This is a genomic window from Zhongshania marina, from assembly GCF_002915595.1.
Classification (GTDB): domain Bacteria; phylum Pseudomonadota; class Gammaproteobacteria; order Pseudomonadales; family Spongiibacteraceae; genus Spongiibacter; species Spongiibacter marinus_B.
The window spans coordinates 1-15769 of record NZ_PQGG01000002.1; the positions used below are offsets into that span (position 1 = coordinate 1).

At 48.8% G+C, this 15769-nt stretch carries 16 protein-coding genes; 10 read left to right on the forward strand and 6 right to left on the reverse strand.

The window, feature by feature from the left end; translation table 11 throughout:
- The first annotated feature begins 139 nt into the window (after positions 1-139).
- Positions 140-1279, forward strand: a complete 1140-nt coding sequence (locus C0068_RS00055; protein ID WP_103682566.1) for an epoxide hydrolase family protein — start codon at positions 140-142, stop codon at positions 1277-1279.
- A 37-nt stretch (positions 1280-1316) separates the two neighbouring features.
- On the opposite strand, the gene C0068_RS00060 is transcribed toward C0068_RS00055, so the two are convergent.
- Complete coding sequence (locus C0068_RS00060; protein ID WP_103682450.1) at positions 1317-2231, reverse strand: alpha/beta hydrolase; 915 nt, start codon at positions 2229-2231, stop codon at positions 1317-1319.
- Positions 2232-2317: 86 nt separating this feature from the next.
- Positions 2318-2950 (reverse strand): TetR/AcrR family transcriptional regulator, encoded by a 633-nt coding sequence (locus tag C0068_RS00065; RefSeq protein ID WP_233208693.1) that lies wholly within the window; start codon positions 2948-2950, stop codon positions 2318-2320.
- Between the two features lie 309 nt (positions 2951-3259).
- Here C0068_RS00065 and arfB point away from each other — a divergent pair, with 309 nt between their 5' ends.
- Positions 3260-3673 (forward strand): alternative ribosome rescue aminoacyl-tRNA hydrolase ArfB, encoded by a 414-nt coding sequence (gene arfB, locus C0068_RS00070; RefSeq protein WP_103682452.1) that lies wholly within the window; start codon positions 3260-3262, stop codon positions 3671-3673.
- A gap of 14 nt (positions 3674-3687) precedes the next feature.
- Here the strand turns inward: arfB and C0068_RS00075 are convergent, their stop codons facing one another.
- The gene (locus C0068_RS00075; RefSeq protein ID WP_103682453.1) at positions 3688-4449 is read right to left on the reverse strand and encodes a sulfite exporter TauE/SafE family protein; all 762 of its coding nucleotides are present in this window, start codon (positions 4447-4449) and stop codon (positions 3688-3690) included.
- Positions 4450-5007: 558 nt separating this feature from the next.
- Here C0068_RS00075 and C0068_RS00080 point away from each other — a divergent pair.
- The 4 genes from C0068_RS00080 to C0068_RS00095 all read left to right on the forward strand — a co-directional run bounded on the left by C0068_RS00080 (position 5008) and on the right by C0068_RS00095 (position 9914).
- Entirely contained in the window at positions 5008-5358 is a 351-nt protein-coding gene (locus C0068_RS00080) for an Hpt domain-containing protein (RefSeq protein WP_103682454.1), read from the forward strand.
- 4 nt (positions 5359-5362) lie between these two features.
- Complete coding sequence (locus tag C0068_RS00085; RefSeq protein WP_103682455.1) at positions 5363-6253, forward strand: diguanylate cyclase; 891 nt, start codon at positions 5363-5365, stop codon at positions 6251-6253.
- Positions 6254-6330: 77 nt separating this feature from the next.
- Positions 6331-7077: an alpha/beta hydrolase family protein gene (locus C0068_RS00090; RefSeq protein ID WP_103682456.1), complete on the forward strand. Its 747-nt coding sequence runs from the start codon at positions 6331-6333 to the stop codon at positions 7075-7077.
- A 296-nt stretch (positions 7078-7373) separates the two neighbouring features.
- Entirely contained in the window at positions 7374-9914 is a 2541-nt protein-coding gene (locus C0068_RS00095) for a TonB-dependent receptor (RefSeq protein ID WP_103682457.1), read from the forward strand.
- An 88-nt stretch (positions 9915-10002) separates the two neighbouring features.
- Here the strand turns inward: C0068_RS00095 and C0068_RS00100 are convergent, their stop codons facing one another.
- The 3 genes from C0068_RS00100 to C0068_RS00110 are packed head-to-tail and all read right to left on the reverse strand — an operon-like array spanning position 10003 to position 11671.
- A complete protein-coding gene (locus C0068_RS00100) occupies positions 10003-10683 on the reverse strand; it encodes a ChrR family anti-sigma-E factor (protein WP_103682458.1) in 681 nt (226 codons plus the stop codon).
- The gene (locus C0068_RS00105) at positions 10680-11243 is read right to left on the reverse strand and encodes a sigma-70 family RNA polymerase sigma factor (RefSeq protein WP_103682459.1); all 564 of its coding nucleotides are present in this window, start codon (positions 11241-11243) and stop codon (positions 10680-10682) included. The genes C0068_RS00100 and C0068_RS00105 overlap by 4 nt, the downstream gene beginning before the upstream one ends.
- Before the next feature lie 23 nt (positions 11244-11266).
- Complete coding sequence (locus tag C0068_RS00110) at positions 11267-11671, reverse strand: DoxX family protein (protein WP_103682460.1); 405 nt, start codon at positions 11669-11671, stop codon at positions 11267-11269.
- A 190-nt stretch (positions 11672-11861) separates the two neighbouring features.
- On the opposite strand from C0068_RS00110, the gene C0068_RS00115 reads away from it, so the two are divergent.
- The 4 genes from C0068_RS00115 (at position 11862) to C0068_RS00130 (ending at position 15709) form a co-directional block, all read left to right on the forward strand.
- Positions 11862-12872: a cysteine synthase A gene (locus C0068_RS00115; RefSeq protein WP_103682461.1), complete on the forward strand. Its 1011-nt coding sequence runs from the start codon at positions 11862-11864 to the stop codon at positions 12870-12872.
- A gap of 77 nt (positions 12873-12949) precedes the next feature.
- On the forward strand, positions 12950-14197 hold the full coding sequence (locus tag C0068_RS00120; protein WP_103682462.1) for a cytochrome P450: 1248 nt from the start codon (positions 12950-12952) through the stop codon (positions 14195-14197).
- Positions 14198-14263: 66 nt separating this feature from the next.
- Positions 14264-14836, forward strand: coding sequence for a LemA family protein (locus C0068_RS00125; RefSeq protein WP_103682463.1), 573 nt, complete (start codon positions 14264-14266; stop codon positions 14834-14836).
- Positions 14837-15709 carry a GIDE domain-containing protein gene (locus tag C0068_RS00130; RefSeq protein WP_103682464.1) on the forward strand — a complete coding sequence of 291 codons (873 nt, stop codon included), beginning with the start codon at positions 14837-14839 and terminating at the stop codon, positions 15707-15709.
- Positions 15710-15769 lie beyond the last annotated feature (60 nt).

Genomic DNA, 15769 nt, shown 5'->3' on the forward strand with positions numbered 1-15769 from the left:
ACTAATGATAACCTCTTTATGAGGGTGAGTAACTTACCTCCTTCCTAAATGCACTACGGGTTCTAGATATGTTTAAATGGTATTAAGCATGCGTACCAAAGCCGACGCTACTTTTTACGATAGCCAAAGAGTGGAATTTATGAAGCAATCAATAAACCCTTTTAAAATCGACATTCCGCAAGCGCAGCTTGATGACCTCAAAGCCAGGCTGGCCAATACCCGCTGGCCAAATGCTGAACCCGTTGACGACTGGAGTCAGGGAACACCACTTAATGCAGTGCAGGCACTTTGCGAATACTGGCAACACAGCTATGACTGGCGTCGCTGCGAGCGCGAATTAAACAGCTATCCGCAGTTCACCACGGAAATTGACGGATTAGACATTCACTTTCTACACATCCTCTCTCCCCACGACGACGCCATGCCTATGATCATGACCCACGGCTGGCCCGGATCGATACTGGAGTTTATGCGCGTTATCGAACCACTCACCAATCCCACCGCCCACGGCGGCAGCGCCAGCGATGCCTTCCATCTCGTCATTCCATCACTTCCCGGCTACGGCTTTTCAGGAAAGCCAACATGCACCGGCTGGGGTCTGGAACGTATTGCCAAAGCCTGGATCGCGCTCATGGCAAAATTGGGATATACAAAATATGTCGCGCAAGGCGGGGACTGGGGGTCAGGGGTAACCAGTGCGATAGGCTATATCAAGCCACCCGAATGCCTAGCAATCCACGTTAATATGGCGCTGGCACAACCGTCAGCCGAAGACATGGAGACCCTTACTGAGCGCGATCAAAAAGCCTTGGCGGATATTAAATATTATTTCGACTCGGACTCAGGCTACGCCATGATCCAAAAAACACGGCCACAGTCATTAGGTTATGGCCTAGCAGACTCTCCGGCTGCGCAGGCCGCGTGGATATATGAAAAATTCCATCGCTGGACCGACAATAACGGCCGCCCAGAAGACGCCCTCACTCTTGACCAAATGTTGGACGACATCAGCATGTATTGGCTGACCAATAGCGGCGCCTCATCTGCTCGCCTGTACTGGGAAAGCTTCGACAGTATTTTTGCCGAAGCAATGACTATTCCCTGCGGTATTTCAGTATTTCCAAAGGAGTTATTCCGTCCGGCACGCCAATGGGCTGAACGTATATATCAAAACCTAATTCATTGGAACGAACTAGAAAAGGGAGGACACTTTGCGGCCTTTGAGCAGCCCGAACTATTTGTAAACGAAGTGCGAACTTGCTTTGCGAGTATTCGCTAACTCGCCCCGCGTGGGGTTAGCAATAGCCCTGCGCAAACTACCAATGCTTGGCGATAAACTCACAAAGCTTATTAAGCGCAATTTTACTTTCTGGCAAAAAGGAGATGATCTGCATATCGTGACACTGGCCTGGCCAAATATCCAACTCCACAGACACACCTGCGGCGCGGGCTTTTTCCGCCCCCTCCACCGCCACGTCGCGCAGTAACTCGGTACTACTCGCGGTAAAATACATCGGTGGATAGCCATCAAATGGCGCCAGTAACGGTGATACGGCCGGATCACTAGCCTTATACCCAGCCAAATATAAACTGCGAAAAAACAAAAAGGAACTAAGGCGAAACATAGGATCGCGGCCTTCGTTCTCAAATAAAGACCTACCCGATAGGGTCCAATCACCCGCTGGCGAAAACAAACTCGCCGAGCTCGGCATGGGCAGCGCTGCAGCTCGAATTTTATCGAGAATAGACAGTACCAGACCACCGCCGGCGGAATCCCCAAGAAGCGCTATATGATGTGCTGGCACGCCCTTTTCAATAAGTGATTTATAACTTTCAAAGCAATCGTCAATCGCCGCAGGGTGCGGATGCTCTGGCGCCAAACGGTAATCTGGAAGCACACCTATCGCGCCTAAATTACTACAAATACCTGCGAGCATGGCACGGTATGTATTAGGCGAGCGCAGACAGTAAGCACCGCCATGAAAGAACAGAATATGCTTTGCGCCAATGAGATCGTCGCTAAATTCCAAGGGTTGCAGAATATCGGCCTGACAATGCGACAAGTCAATTTGACTAATACGGCACAGTAAATCGGCCTTGCCAATTGCCCGCGCATCGAGCTTGGCAAAACGTGCTCTGAGCGCCTTCAGCTGCCCCAAATTCCATATGGGACGTCTAAGCAGTTTTAGAAAAAAATTTAATATGCGGCTGCGAAAACTTTGCTTCATCATTATGTCCCTATAGGTATAAAGCGACGTCGATTTTACCCGTGCCGCTACGCGCCCCCTCAACAAACAAGCAAAACGCCATCATGATTCTATGGCGCAATATACTCTGCTACAAAAGAATTAATGGTTTTCTGCGCGGTTTTTGAGGTCGCGCCGCAGAACCGCATATGGGCTATGGTATGGGCCATACCCAAAATAGTTCGCGCCGCGTCAGCTGCTTGCAAGCTAGCCTTAATTGAATTATCGGCCCGCCCTTCTAGCAATAGTTTGCGCAAGGCAACCGTTGTTGCGGTATAGAACTCTTTATAGAGCTCCCAAATATGCCCCTTCGTCGAACCGCTCCACTCCAGCCATACCGTTACATAGTTCTTATCGGTATCCACCGCCTTGGCAAAGGATGACAACATATCTTCAACACGGACATGGACTGGCGCATCAACGTCAGTTCTCACAATAACAAAGCCTTCCAGCAGAAACCGGCGCACTTCCTTAATAACCGCTTCCTGCAAATCGTCAATCGTCGGGAAATAATGAAATACGGTGGGACTGGCAACACCAGCAAGTTTAGCAATATCCGCATGCGTTGCCTTTTCAATACCCTGTGAAGCAAACACATCAACGGCACACATTAAAATTTGATGCCGGCGCGCCTCAGGCGACATACGCTTTGCCCGCACTTTTGTTGGCGTCGTGTTATTCGCTGATTTTTTTGCCCCTGCCACGCGTCTACCTCTTCCAGTTTCTAACATACCCTTGTACTGCGCCTCCCTTGCTGGGAGCATCGAATATCGCAATATTAAGATACAAAACAATAACCACAGATTCTATAGCATAAACAAGGGTTTACACAGCTATGAATCGAACTATTCTCAAGCGATGGAAAGCCCAAATCATACCCCTTTTTTAAGGGGCTTGTCGCGTCTGTTACAATACTGGGCCGACGCCCGCTCTCAATATAGTCATGACTGTATTATTGAATGCTCAGGCAATGCGATTAACTTACAGACTATTATTTAAAAGGCAGATTACTCATGTTTTGCATCTCGCCGTCCGTAGCCATCCCCGACGACGAAATTGAGCTAAGTGCAATTCGCGCTCAGGGCTCAGGCGGGCAAAATGTCAATAAGGTATCGTCAGCCATCCACCTGCGCTTTGATATCCACGCATCCTCGCTGCCAGAATTCTACAAACAGAGACTATTGGATCGAAATGATCAGCGAATAAGTAAAGAAGGCGTCATTATCATTAAAGCCCAGCAGTTTAGAACCCAAGAAAAAAATCGCGAAGATGCCCTGTCTAGGCTGCTTGAGCTGATCAAAGATGCCACTAAAACTCTGCCACCCAGACGCCCCACCAAACCCACAAAAGGGTCCCAAAAGCGTCGCATGGACAGCAAATCCCAGCGCGGCAAGATTAAAGCGCTGCGCGGTCGTGTAGACGACTAAAAACCAAAAAAGCCTTAGCCCTTTAACAAGGCCGCGGTACTAGCGACAAGCGTCATAACAAACAAAAACCATTTAAGGCCTTTAGGGCTGGCTTTTATCGCTATACGCACACCAATTTTTGCACCAATGATGGTACCCACTGCCAGAATTAATCCCGGCACCCACGCCACCAAATCCTGCCAGATAAAAACCGCCAAGGCGGCTACGGTCAGCGCTGCCGTGCATACCATCTTTATCGCATTAGTTTTTACCAGGTCATATCGCAAACTGCCGGCAAGCGCCGCAATTAAAATAAACCCCACCCCCGCCTGCACAAAGCCCCCGTAGACGCCTGCCAGAAAAAGAGTCCAACGCGCATAGGGCGCTTCCTTCATAGACAGCGCCTGGGTCCCTAACGGTGGTGCGACAACATTAGGGCGAACCAAAATAATAAACGCCATCGATACCATCGCCAGCAACAAAGCGGGTTTAAGCCATTCACTTGGCGCAAATGCGGCAATGACTGCACCCAGTAGTGAACCAAGTAACGTGGGCTTTAAAATACCAAAGAGATCTTGACGTGCTAACTGGCCATGACTATCAAAGTCCTTGGCGGCGGTCACCGATTGCATTAATACACCAACACGATTTGTTGCGTTTGCAACGTCGGCGGGCAATCCCATCAGCATCAACGCCGGCAAGGTCAAATTTGATCCGCCTCCTGCTAGGGTATTAATAATCCCCGCAATCAAACCAACAATAAGCAATAAAGCGATTAATTCTGGACTTTGATACATTACACCCAATTTAATTACCCCAACAAATCAAGCTATATTTCTCGACCAACAGCTACTGTCATATGCCTTGTATTCGGCCTATTACCAAGTTAAATAAGTACATCTTCGCATCAAACAGCCCGCTTTTTAGCGCTACTATTGCTCAACATCCAGTCGTTTGATTCTTACGTAAATAGCCTGTTGATATTATCAATACTGCGGAGAATAAAATGACAAACGCTAAAGCCATAAATATAAATATCCCTATAATCGCAAATATTGTGCTATTGGGTGCATCAATTGCCATAACACAAGCTAGCATCGGAATACTGGCTGCTACCGCTCTTGCCCTCGCATTATTACTCAGCGCGACAGCACTTAGTAGCTAAACCAAGGGCTCGTACTACAATTCTTATCAAAGAACGACGGCGAGAGTATTGATACAAAATGCGGACGAGTTTGATTTTTCACCAACAGCTACCACTCATTACGATACGTGTACTATTCTTGTAACTAGGCAGCGAAAATGCGAATTGGTAGTTGCAATCGATTAACCGCAGTAGAAAATGAAGGGGCGATATGATACTGGACGAAGCCCGAGTTCAGGACATGACTCGGAACAATACGAAGTTAATTGCCTCTATATCACAACTGTTTCTAAATGAACTTCCTGATATGATCGCCAATATTGAGCGAGCTTATAATCAAAATGACTGTAGTGCCCTAGCAAACGCAGTGCACCGTTTAAAAAGCGCGCTTGGGAATTTCGCAAGTAAAAGTTACTACGATGAGTTCTCACAGCTAGAGTCTTTGGCTCTCAATGCTTCTACTGAAGGCAGCTCACTAGCGGAATGGTTCGCCGCGTGGACTGTAGCAAAACTGAAACTTGAGCAAATGGTCAACGAGCTAAAAAGCATGGCAGGTATCTAAATCCGTGGACGTTCTCATTGTCGACGACGACGCAATAACTCGCTTCGCTCTCTCTGCTGCAGTAGAAGAGTGGGGATTCGTACCCGTGCTTGCGGAAAACGCCGACCAAGCTCTTAAAACACTTGCTACCGAAACCACTCCTCACCTACTTATTATTGACTGGTCAATGCCTGGCATGAGTGGGCCAGATTTATGCAAAACCATACGCAAGCGTGAAGATGGTCAATTTTTCTACATTCTTATGCTGACCGGCAAAGAAGGTAACGAGGCCATAATTGAAGCGATGGAAGCCGGCGCCGACGACTTCCTCAGCAAACCCTTTGACCACCGTGTCTTAAAAGTACGGATTGCCGCCGGTAGCCGTATTGTCCGCCTAGAGCAAACCCTCAACCAATTAGCCTCTCGGGACGCACTCACCCAATGCTGGAACCGGCGCATGATCGACGAGCTATTTGCCAATAGCATTGCGGAATCGACCAGAAAGCGTAGTAAATTCTCAGTGATGGTATTAGATATCGATCACTTCAAACGAGTGAATGACACCTTCGGCCACTCTGGCGGTGATGCAGCCTTAAAACACGTAGTAAATATCTTAAATACTAATCTGCGTGAATATGATCAGGTTGGGCGCTACGGCGGTGAAGAGTTTGTCATATTGCTCCCCGCCACTGACCGCAATGAGGCCTGGGGCGTTGCTGAGCGAATTCGCTCTGCTATTCAATTTCAGCCTACAATCCTTAACGACGACCTCAAAATAGAATTAACCGTGAGCATTGGCATCGCAGAATTTGATCGCAGTCGCGACGCCAACCAAAGCGCATTTTTCGAACGTGCCGACAAAGCTCTGTATACAGCTAAGCAGACCGGCAGAAATCGCATTATTTGTTCAGAATAACCGTACTATAGGGTCGATTCAAAATCCGTAATGAATCGAATACGTAAAATAATAAAACCTAACACGGAAGCCAAACTGTGGACGCTATCACCCCACCACCACTGCATCTCTCGCTAAGTGAAACTTGGCGTGCTGGCATCGAAATCACCGAGCTTGCCTGCAAGATCGCCACTTTACAAAATACACCTAAAGGTGACGGGCACCCTGTCATGACCCTGCCGGGCTACGGAGGCGCCGACGGCTGCATGGCTCTCCTGAGATATTTCTTAAAAAGTCGTGGCTACCAGAGCTACGGCTGGGGCCTCGGCCGAAATATGCCACCAAATCGAATCACTAGCCTAGCTGAGATGAATGCGTTTCAAGCTAATTTACTACTACGGCTCAACCGGCAAATCGACACCCTATTTGAAAGCACACAGCAAAAAATCAGCCTTATTGGCTGGAGCCTAGGGGGTAATTACGCCAATTTGCTCGCCCAAAGCCGTCCAGACGCCATTCGCCAAGTCATCACCCTAGGTACACCCTATGGTGACCCAAGAGGAACAAGCGCATGGAAAATTTTAAAATGCCTAAATCGCGGCAAGCAATCTGACGCATCACAAAACACCGAAGCATGGGCTCACACCAATAACGGCCAGCGCGAAGTACCCACCACCGTCATATATAGCCCGATAGACGGAATTGTGTCACCGCAAATTGCCAAATTGAGCACCAAAAATACCGAGAATATCGCCGTCAATTCAAGCCATATCGGCTTCACCGCAAACGCCAAGGTCTATCGGATTATCGCGGAAGTATTGGCTCGCCCCTTGCACCCAATGTAAATTTGGCTCAAATAAGCACCTATAAAAATTGACATAAAAATAAGCACAAAATCGCGCATTACCAAAATATATGAACTATATTCATCATCTATACAAAAAATATAGCCATAAATTTAACGCATAACAAATATTAACAAAAGTTAACAAACATTGAACCCGCTCACAACGAGACGCTGTAAAGACATTCAGCCCAAACTAATTCAAGCGGATTATGCCTGCATTGTCTTTTAGTAGTTAATATGTTTTAACTAATGCAACGCATTAATAACAATAACGATCCTACACGGAGCGCCTAAGTGAAAAAATTAACTCCTATAGTCTCAGGACTGTGTGCTTTCACCGTTTCAATGAGCAGCCCAGTTTTTTCTCAGACCGAGGTTAAAAAATCAGGCTACGCCCTAGAGGAGGTGATTGTTACCGCCCAGAAAAAGGCGGAATCACTGCAAGACACTCCCATATCGCTGACCGCCTTTGGCGAAGAACGCTTAGAAATTGACGGTATAAATAGCCTCAATGATATCGGCTCAAAAGTGCCCAGCTTAACGATTGAGCCATTCCCAATTAATAATGCCACGCTGCGAATCTTTATTCGCGGTATCGGCCTTTCTGATGTACAGGTTACCCAAGACCCACCAGTCGGCATCTATGTAGATGGTGTGTATATTGCCCGCTCTACCGGCACGGCCCTCGATGTTGCAGAGCTGCAACGGATCGAGGTTCTACGTGGACCACAGGGCACTTTGTATGGCCGCAATACTACCGGCGGCGCGATCAACCTCGTCACAAAGCGGCCGACTACCGACGCTTTCGAATTAAAACAAAAATTCACTGTCGGTAATCGCGGTCTATTTACATCGAAAACCTCCGCCAATATTCCTTTAGCAGATACCCTTGCAGCAAAAGTAGCCTATCTCAGCACCAGATCTGACGGCTTTATCGAAAACACTGGCCCCGGCGGCGACTTTGGTGACCGAGAGGTTGAAGGCTATCGCATCGATTTGCGCTGGGACATCAGCGATAGCATGTCACTAGATTATGCCTACGATAATTCCGACTTCGAGTACTACAACTCCATGTACCAGTCGATTAATCCGGCGATACAAAACAAGGGGCAAGCGGAACCTATTCGCGAGTTTGCCGTAAGCGAGTCCAAACATAGCAGAAGCCGCTTTAGCAGCATGGCAACTGCCAGAAAATTTGAAGCTTCAACCACGGAAATCGAAGGTCACTCATTTATTCTGACCAAAGATTTCCAAAACGTACAATTCAAATATATCGGCGCCTTCCGTGAACTTAGAGATGCATCTTACGCAGATTTAGGGGGCGGTCTCGGCTCTGAGGAGTACCGCGTTGACTCACACGAATACTGTGGCGCGGCGGTAACCGCACAAACTGGCTCAGACTGTCTGCCCTTGGTCATACCCGTAATTTCACAAGAGCAGTATTCACATGAGTTTCAACTCAGCGGCTCACTATTCGATGACAGCCTGGACTACATCCTAGGCGCCTATTACTTTGAAGAAGAAGCCACCGAAAATAACTCGCCGCTACACCATCAATTTAGCGCGCGAATCAGTGATGGGATTATCCCCATTCCAGTGCTCGGTGAAATTCTCGGCGGCGTCCTCATCGGCGCAGGTGATGTGCATCTAGTGAATATGCTGTCACAGCGCTACGACATCAAAAACGAAGCGAAAGCAGTATTTGGTCAGTTCACCTGGACGCCAAACCTTTTCGACAAGCGTATGCACCTAACATTTGGCGCCCGCTACTCAGAAGATTCCCGCGAGGCACTCAAAAACCAAATTGATAAAACCTATTTAGAAGTACGCAGCCTGAATATGGCAATTGATACTGAAGACCTCAGCGCCCTATCGCCGGTACTCGCAGCGGCGGGTTTCCTGCTTCCAGGTGACCGTAGTTTTGACAATGTACTCGGTAAAAAAGACTTCGATGACGCCTCATTTAGTTTCATCGGCGAATTTGATCTTACCGATGATATAAACGTCTACGGAAAATTTGTCCAAGCCTATAAGTCAGGCGGCTTTAACACTCGTGATCCACAGCGCGGCGGCACAGGCTTCGCTGCTGGCACCCCCGGCAAAGGCGACGACACAGCAGTAGAAGCGCCCGACGGCAATGTTTACGGTTTCGGCTTTGCAGATGGTTTTGACGAAGAGCGGGTAGCGTCTTTTGAAGCCGGTATTAAAAGTGAGCTAATGGATCGCCGCCTACGTATCAACGCCAATATTTTCTACAGCGAATACACCGACATTCAGCTCAACTTTATCTTGGCAGGCACCGTCGCAGACACCAAAGTAGCTAACGCCGGCGAAGCCGAAATGCGCGGCTTTGAAACCGACATTACCTACCTTGCAAGCGAAAACCTCATGCTAATGCTGAACTATGCATTTCTTGATGCAGAAGTGACCAAGGCCGTTGATGAGTTTGGCAACGACCTAACAGACAGCTTTGGTTTTTATTCTGCGCCTAGCCAGTCTTACACCGCCTCTGCTGACTACACGGTAGGCCAGTATGACTGGGGACAGCTAGCGGTAAACCTAAGCTATAACTTTATGGATAATCGCCGTGGTGGTATTCGCGGTGCCAACTCTAAAAATGTTTACCTCGGCGAATACGGTTTAATAAACGGCCGAGTTAGCTTTAGCGAAATTCAAGTCAGCAAATACGGCACCCTCTACTTCGGTCTATGGGGTAAGAACCTAACTGACAAGGAGTACGAAATTACCGCGGTAGATAACCTTCCCCACAGCGACCGGACGGTGATTTGGGGCGACCCAAGAAGCTACGGCATCGACCTAATCTATCAGTACTAATCGCAGAGCAATAAAAAAGGCAGCTTCGCCTGCCTTTTTTGTTTCCAAGCCCTTCTTATAAAAGACCACTACTACCTTTAACCTAATATTACATTCCAACAAAGGGCTGTATTAATTTAGCTAACCAGCCCTTAAAGGCTAGCGGCGCATCCATCCCCGCCAAACAAATACAATCCATATCATCATCGGCTACCGGTTGGTGCTCAACACTGCCGTCTAAGTCCGCCACATCGCCGGCATTAAACTGACCGAGCTTATCACTGTAACCACCGCGTAAAATCAGCGTTAATTCACTGCCGCGATGACTGTGCACTGGCATCTTTTGCCCAGCAGCAATTCGCAGCAAACGCGCTTGCCCTTCGCCACAATCCAATACAATTTGCTTTAGCCCTGGCGCAATCGTTTTCTTCCACGGCAGCGCATCAAAATCCGCTTCCTTCAACATATTCCGCAATAAAGACGGCATGGTATCCTGTGCAGAATTAGCCTCTGCTGTTTTAAGCGAACCAACAGCCTCAGGCGCCGCACTCTGCGATTCCTGCAAAGCCAAGCGTTCTAACACATTTTCCCGTGCTCTATTAGACAACGCTTTGGGAGTGAGCGCCGACATCAGCTCACCGCCCAAACTTTCACCAGCACGCACCTGCGAACGACAATGCGGGCAAAACTGTATATGGCATCCCACTACCAAGGCCAAGGCAGCCGGCAGCGAGCCCGCCGCGTAGCTTAGCAAGGTGTCTTCATTGGGATGGTGCTCAATCCGGCTCATAAGCCATTTTCTCCAAAATACTGACGAAATGCTTTTATCGCCAGTCGTAAACTCGACTTCACACTACCGAGGGGCATTCCAGTTTCTTCGGCAATTTCACTGTGGCTTTTGCCTTCATAATACGATTTATAAACAACCTGAGCCTGATTCACTGGCAGCGTATCTAAAACCGCCTTTAGTCGCTCACCGTCAACATTTAGACGAACATCCGCGTCAACGGTCTCCTCTAAATTTTCATCTGACTCATACGCTATACCGCGCTGCTTACGTAATTTATCTATCCATAGATTTCTCGCCACCCGAAATAACCAGGTGCTCACTGCCGCCTTTTCGGCATTGTACAAATGCGCCTTATTCCATAATGCGAGTAAGGCCTCCTGAGCGAGGTCCTCCGCAATTGACGACGCCGCTCCCTGCCCCAATAAATAGGCATTCACACGGGGCGAAAAATGGTCAAACAACAACATAAAACTATCTTTATCGCGATTTTCTGCAACGCGGGCCATACAACCAGCCCAAAACTCGCCATTGCGTTCCTGCTCGACGGCATTATCTGCCATTGATAAACCCCTTCATTCGGACCCTATACGCTATCTGTCGACGTGTGGATCAACTTCTGATTATTTTCGCTGGTAGACCATAAAATAGCGGCAATCAAGACAAATTGCAGCGGAATACGTAACCATAGCAACTCTGGAGCAACTGGCCCGCCAAATATTGGCACATCACTGACGGCCTGATAGATATTAGCCGGTAGCACGAGCAAACAATACAGTGCCGCCAACTTTCCGGTGATTGATCGCAAACTCGGTGACAATATGCCGATTACCAGTAAAAACTCTATTATTCCGGTCGCCCAAACAATAACTTTTGGCCAAGGCAAAAAGGGTGGCACTATGCCAACAAAATCGGCAGTGACCACAAAGTGCGCAATACCGCCGAAAAAAAATACCGCACACACCAAAACCCGAACCACAACTTTAAGCATAAACGCCTCTCACCGCGCTCTGCATATCAGGCTGCGGCCTTTTTATTTAGTGACTTACCAGCCAATAGACCCGTAAACCAACGCGCTGTTACACGCAATAAGTAAGATTAGCACAGACAAGACGAATAATTAGCATTGCTGCTACCCGCTCCCAGCTATACCATTAAGACTGAAAAATACGGAGAAAAACATGCTTTTGCCCAGTGCTAAATCAATGCCAGACCTCATCGGCAACACTCCCTTGCTTCACTTAAAGCAAGTATCCGAGCTTACCGGCTGCACCATTCTTGGTAAGGCAGAGTTTCTCAATCCCGGCGGCTCCGTAAAGGATCGCACCGCGCTAGGCATTATTCGCGATGCCGAAAAAAAGGGTACATTAAAACCCGGCGGGACGATTGTTGAAGGCACCGCAGGGAATACAGGTATTGGCCTAACGCTAATCGCTAATGCACTGGGCTATCGCAGCGTGGTTGTCATGCCTCACAGCCAAAGCCGCGAAAAAATTGAACTACTCGATTTATACGGCGCCGATCTGCGCCTAGTTACCGCCACCAGCTACAGCGACCCCAACCACTATATTCACACCGCCCGCCGTTTAGCTGAAAGCCTTAACGAAACCGAGCCAAATGGCGCAATATGGGCTCGCCAATTTGATAATGTCGCCAATTGCGATATACACGAAACCACCACCGGCCAAGAAATTTGGGAGCAAACCGGCGGCAGTATAGATGGCTTTATCTGTGCAGTGGGAACCGGCGGCACCCTCGCCGGAGTAAGCCGCGCACTCAAAGCACACAAACCCGACGTGACCATCGGCATTGCCGACCCTATGGGCTCCTCGCTATACAATTACTTCACCAATGGCGAGCTACGCGGCGAAGGTCGCTCCATTGCCGAGGGAATTGGTATCAGCCTCGTCACCGACAATTTGCGCCGCGCATCCGTTGACGAAGCCTTTGAAATTAGCGATGCCGAAGCACTGCCTTATATATTCGATATTCTTCGTCATGAAGGCCTATGTTTAGGCGGCTCATCGGCCATTAATATTGCCGGTGCAGTTCGTTTGGCTCGCAAACTCGGCCCCGGCCACACCATTGTGACCATTCTATGCGATTACGGCGACCGCTATAAAAGCAAGCTATTTAATCCGGTGTTTTTAGAAAATATGGGCTTGCCCGCCCCCGACTGGACAAGAAACTAAGTTTATCGCGATCCATAATCTGGGCTGTGATTACAGCCCATGCCGGCAACACTCCTGACTACTGAGTTTATCTAGCTATGTCACAATGCCCCTTCGCCAATCTACTAAATCCAGACACCTATGCGCAGGGAATGCCCTACGAGGCACTCAAAGCCATACGCCAACAGGGGTCGGTGGTTAAAATTGACGACCCTATTACCAGCGTCCCCTATTGGGCAGTTGTCGGCCAAGCAGAACTCGATTTTGTCAGTAAAAACCCAGGCTTATTTTCCTCTGCAAAACGCACCGCGTTTCCCATGGAGTTCCCGCAGGACGAAGTTGACTTTATTCACTGTCACACCATTATCAATATGGACCCACCCCGCCATCAGAAAGTGCGGCGAATCGTCCGCGAAGCCTTCACCCCCAAGCGGGTAAACTCCTACGAGCCGGCGTTTCGCGCCCATGCCAAACGGATTCTCGACCGTGTTGTTGATCGTGGCGAATGCGAATTCGTCGAAGAGGTCGCGGCAGAACTCCCCCTAGTCGCAATATTAGAATTGCTCGGCGTGCCAATCGAAGATCGCAAACAATTCTTTGAGTGGACTAACACCATGATGTTTGCCGACGACCCCGATATGGCGGTCAGCGTGGAAGCCGGCCAAATTGCCGCCGGTGAATGTATTAATTACGCCCTCAAACTAGCTGCCTTGCATCGCGAAACGCCCATGAACAATATCACCAGTGCGCTGCTAGACGCCGAGGTAGACGGGCAAGCTATTTCCGAAGAAGACTTTGCTTGGATGTTTATTCTTATCCTCGTTGGCGGCAATGAGTCTACCCGAACGGTTATTTCCCATGGCATGCGTTTGCTGATGGAACACCCCGAGCAACTTGAATACCTTGTTCAACACCCCGACAAAATTACCGCCGCAATTGACGAAATCCTGCGTTACAACACCGCGTTTATTCAAATGCGCCGCACCGCGACGGAAGATATTGAACTAGGCGGCCAGCAAATTGCAGCTGGTGACAAAATTATATTGCACTACCACGCAGTGAATCATTCAGAAGCCGTATTCGGTGATGACGCCATGAGCTTTGACGTGCGCCGCAGTGAGCGCATGCCCAAATTGGGCCAGCAAATTCGCTCCTTCGGTATCGGCCAACATTTTTGTATTGGCTCCCATTTAGCGCGGCTAGAATTGCAAGTTATGTTCGAGGAGATCATTCCACGGCTGCGCAATCCGCGCCTACAAGACAATATTGCCTATACCCGCTCATACTTCGTTAACGGCATCAAAAATATGCATATTCGCTTTGATACGGCGGCCATAGCCGACTAATTCGCTTTTTACTCTGCCTCAAGGTATTTTAACGACGCCGCACAGTACACGGAAAAGGACTCTGTCATGGAAATTGGATTAATTATTAGCCTCTGCCTCCTCGTCTTCGCCATTGCCTATGTCGTGATGCTTTACAACGGCCTCGTCAACCTCAAACACAATGTCGCCAAACACCTTGCCAATATTGACGTTCTGTTAAAACAGCGCCACGACGAACTGCCCAAACTTATAGAAACCTGCAAACAATATATGCGCCACGAGCAAGACACCCTCACCAAGGTAATTGCCGCAAGACAGCATGTGGCAGATGCCCAATCGACTCATGATATGAAGGCCCTAGGTGCCGCCGAAACCGGATTGCGGGCGTCAATGGGACAGCTCTTTGCGCTGGCAGAAAATTACCCAGAACTCAAAGCAGATCGCACCTTCACAACATTGCAGGAGCGCATATCTGCACTTGAAAACGCCATCGCTGACCGCCGCGAGGTCTACAACGAGGCGGTTAACAATAACAATGTCCGCATAGAGCAGTTTCCAGATGTCATTATCGCCCGCTGGTTTAAGTTCGGAGCCTTTGACTTACTGCAATTCAAAAAAGAAGAGCTTAGCGACGTTGATGTGAAATCACTGTTTAGCTAAATGGAAACCGATTATTTTGCCCTAGCGATTTGCGCCCTCATCTCCCTCGTCAGCGCGGTAGGTAGCATTAGCCGCCTGAAAACCGCGAGGGTCATTGAAGACACCCCCACCTCTAAAATTCGCTCGGCCCATCAAGGTTATGTCGAACTCGTCGGCTTTGCCAAAGCCGGCCCCGAACAATTGTTGTTAAGCGGGCTAAGTCAAACCCCCTGTCTGTGGTATCGCTACAAAATTGAACGCTATGAGTCCTCAGGCAAAAACAGCAGCTGGCGAAGTATTGAGAGTAAAACCAGTGAGCAGGCGTTTATCATTAACGACGGCAGTGGTGACTGCTATGTCATGCCCAATCGCGCCGAGGTAAGCACGATCCGCAAACGAAGCTGGCAGGGCAACTCGCGTCACCCCAGTAAAACAAGCGGCATTAGACTATTTGGCCAACGTTATCGATATACTGAAGAATTGCTCTGCGCCGACGACCTGCTTTATGTCATTGGTCTCTTTGAAACCCGTCACCCACCCAGCCCCACCGCTGTGCGCGACGCTGAAATGACTAAAATTCTTACGGAATGGAAGCAAGATTACGATAAACTTACTGACCGCTTTGACCGCAATGGCGATGGAGAAATTGACCTGCAGGAATGGGAGCTAGTAAGAGCCGAGGCATTACGTAAGGCAGAGCGCCAACAGCGCGCGGCGGGGCCAATTAACCCAGTACACACCATCAGCTATTCGCCCAGCCGCAGACAACCCTATATTATTGCCAGCTCAGAACCCGAGTCGCTCAGCCGCCGCTACCGATGGCAGGCCTTGGCACTCTTGCTTGTCAGCGTGATCAGCGCTTCAATATTAATTTGGATGCTAAGATCGCACTAGCGAAAAAGCAGAGCAAAAATGAATAACGACAGAATGACAAAAATAGAGAAACAGGAACAA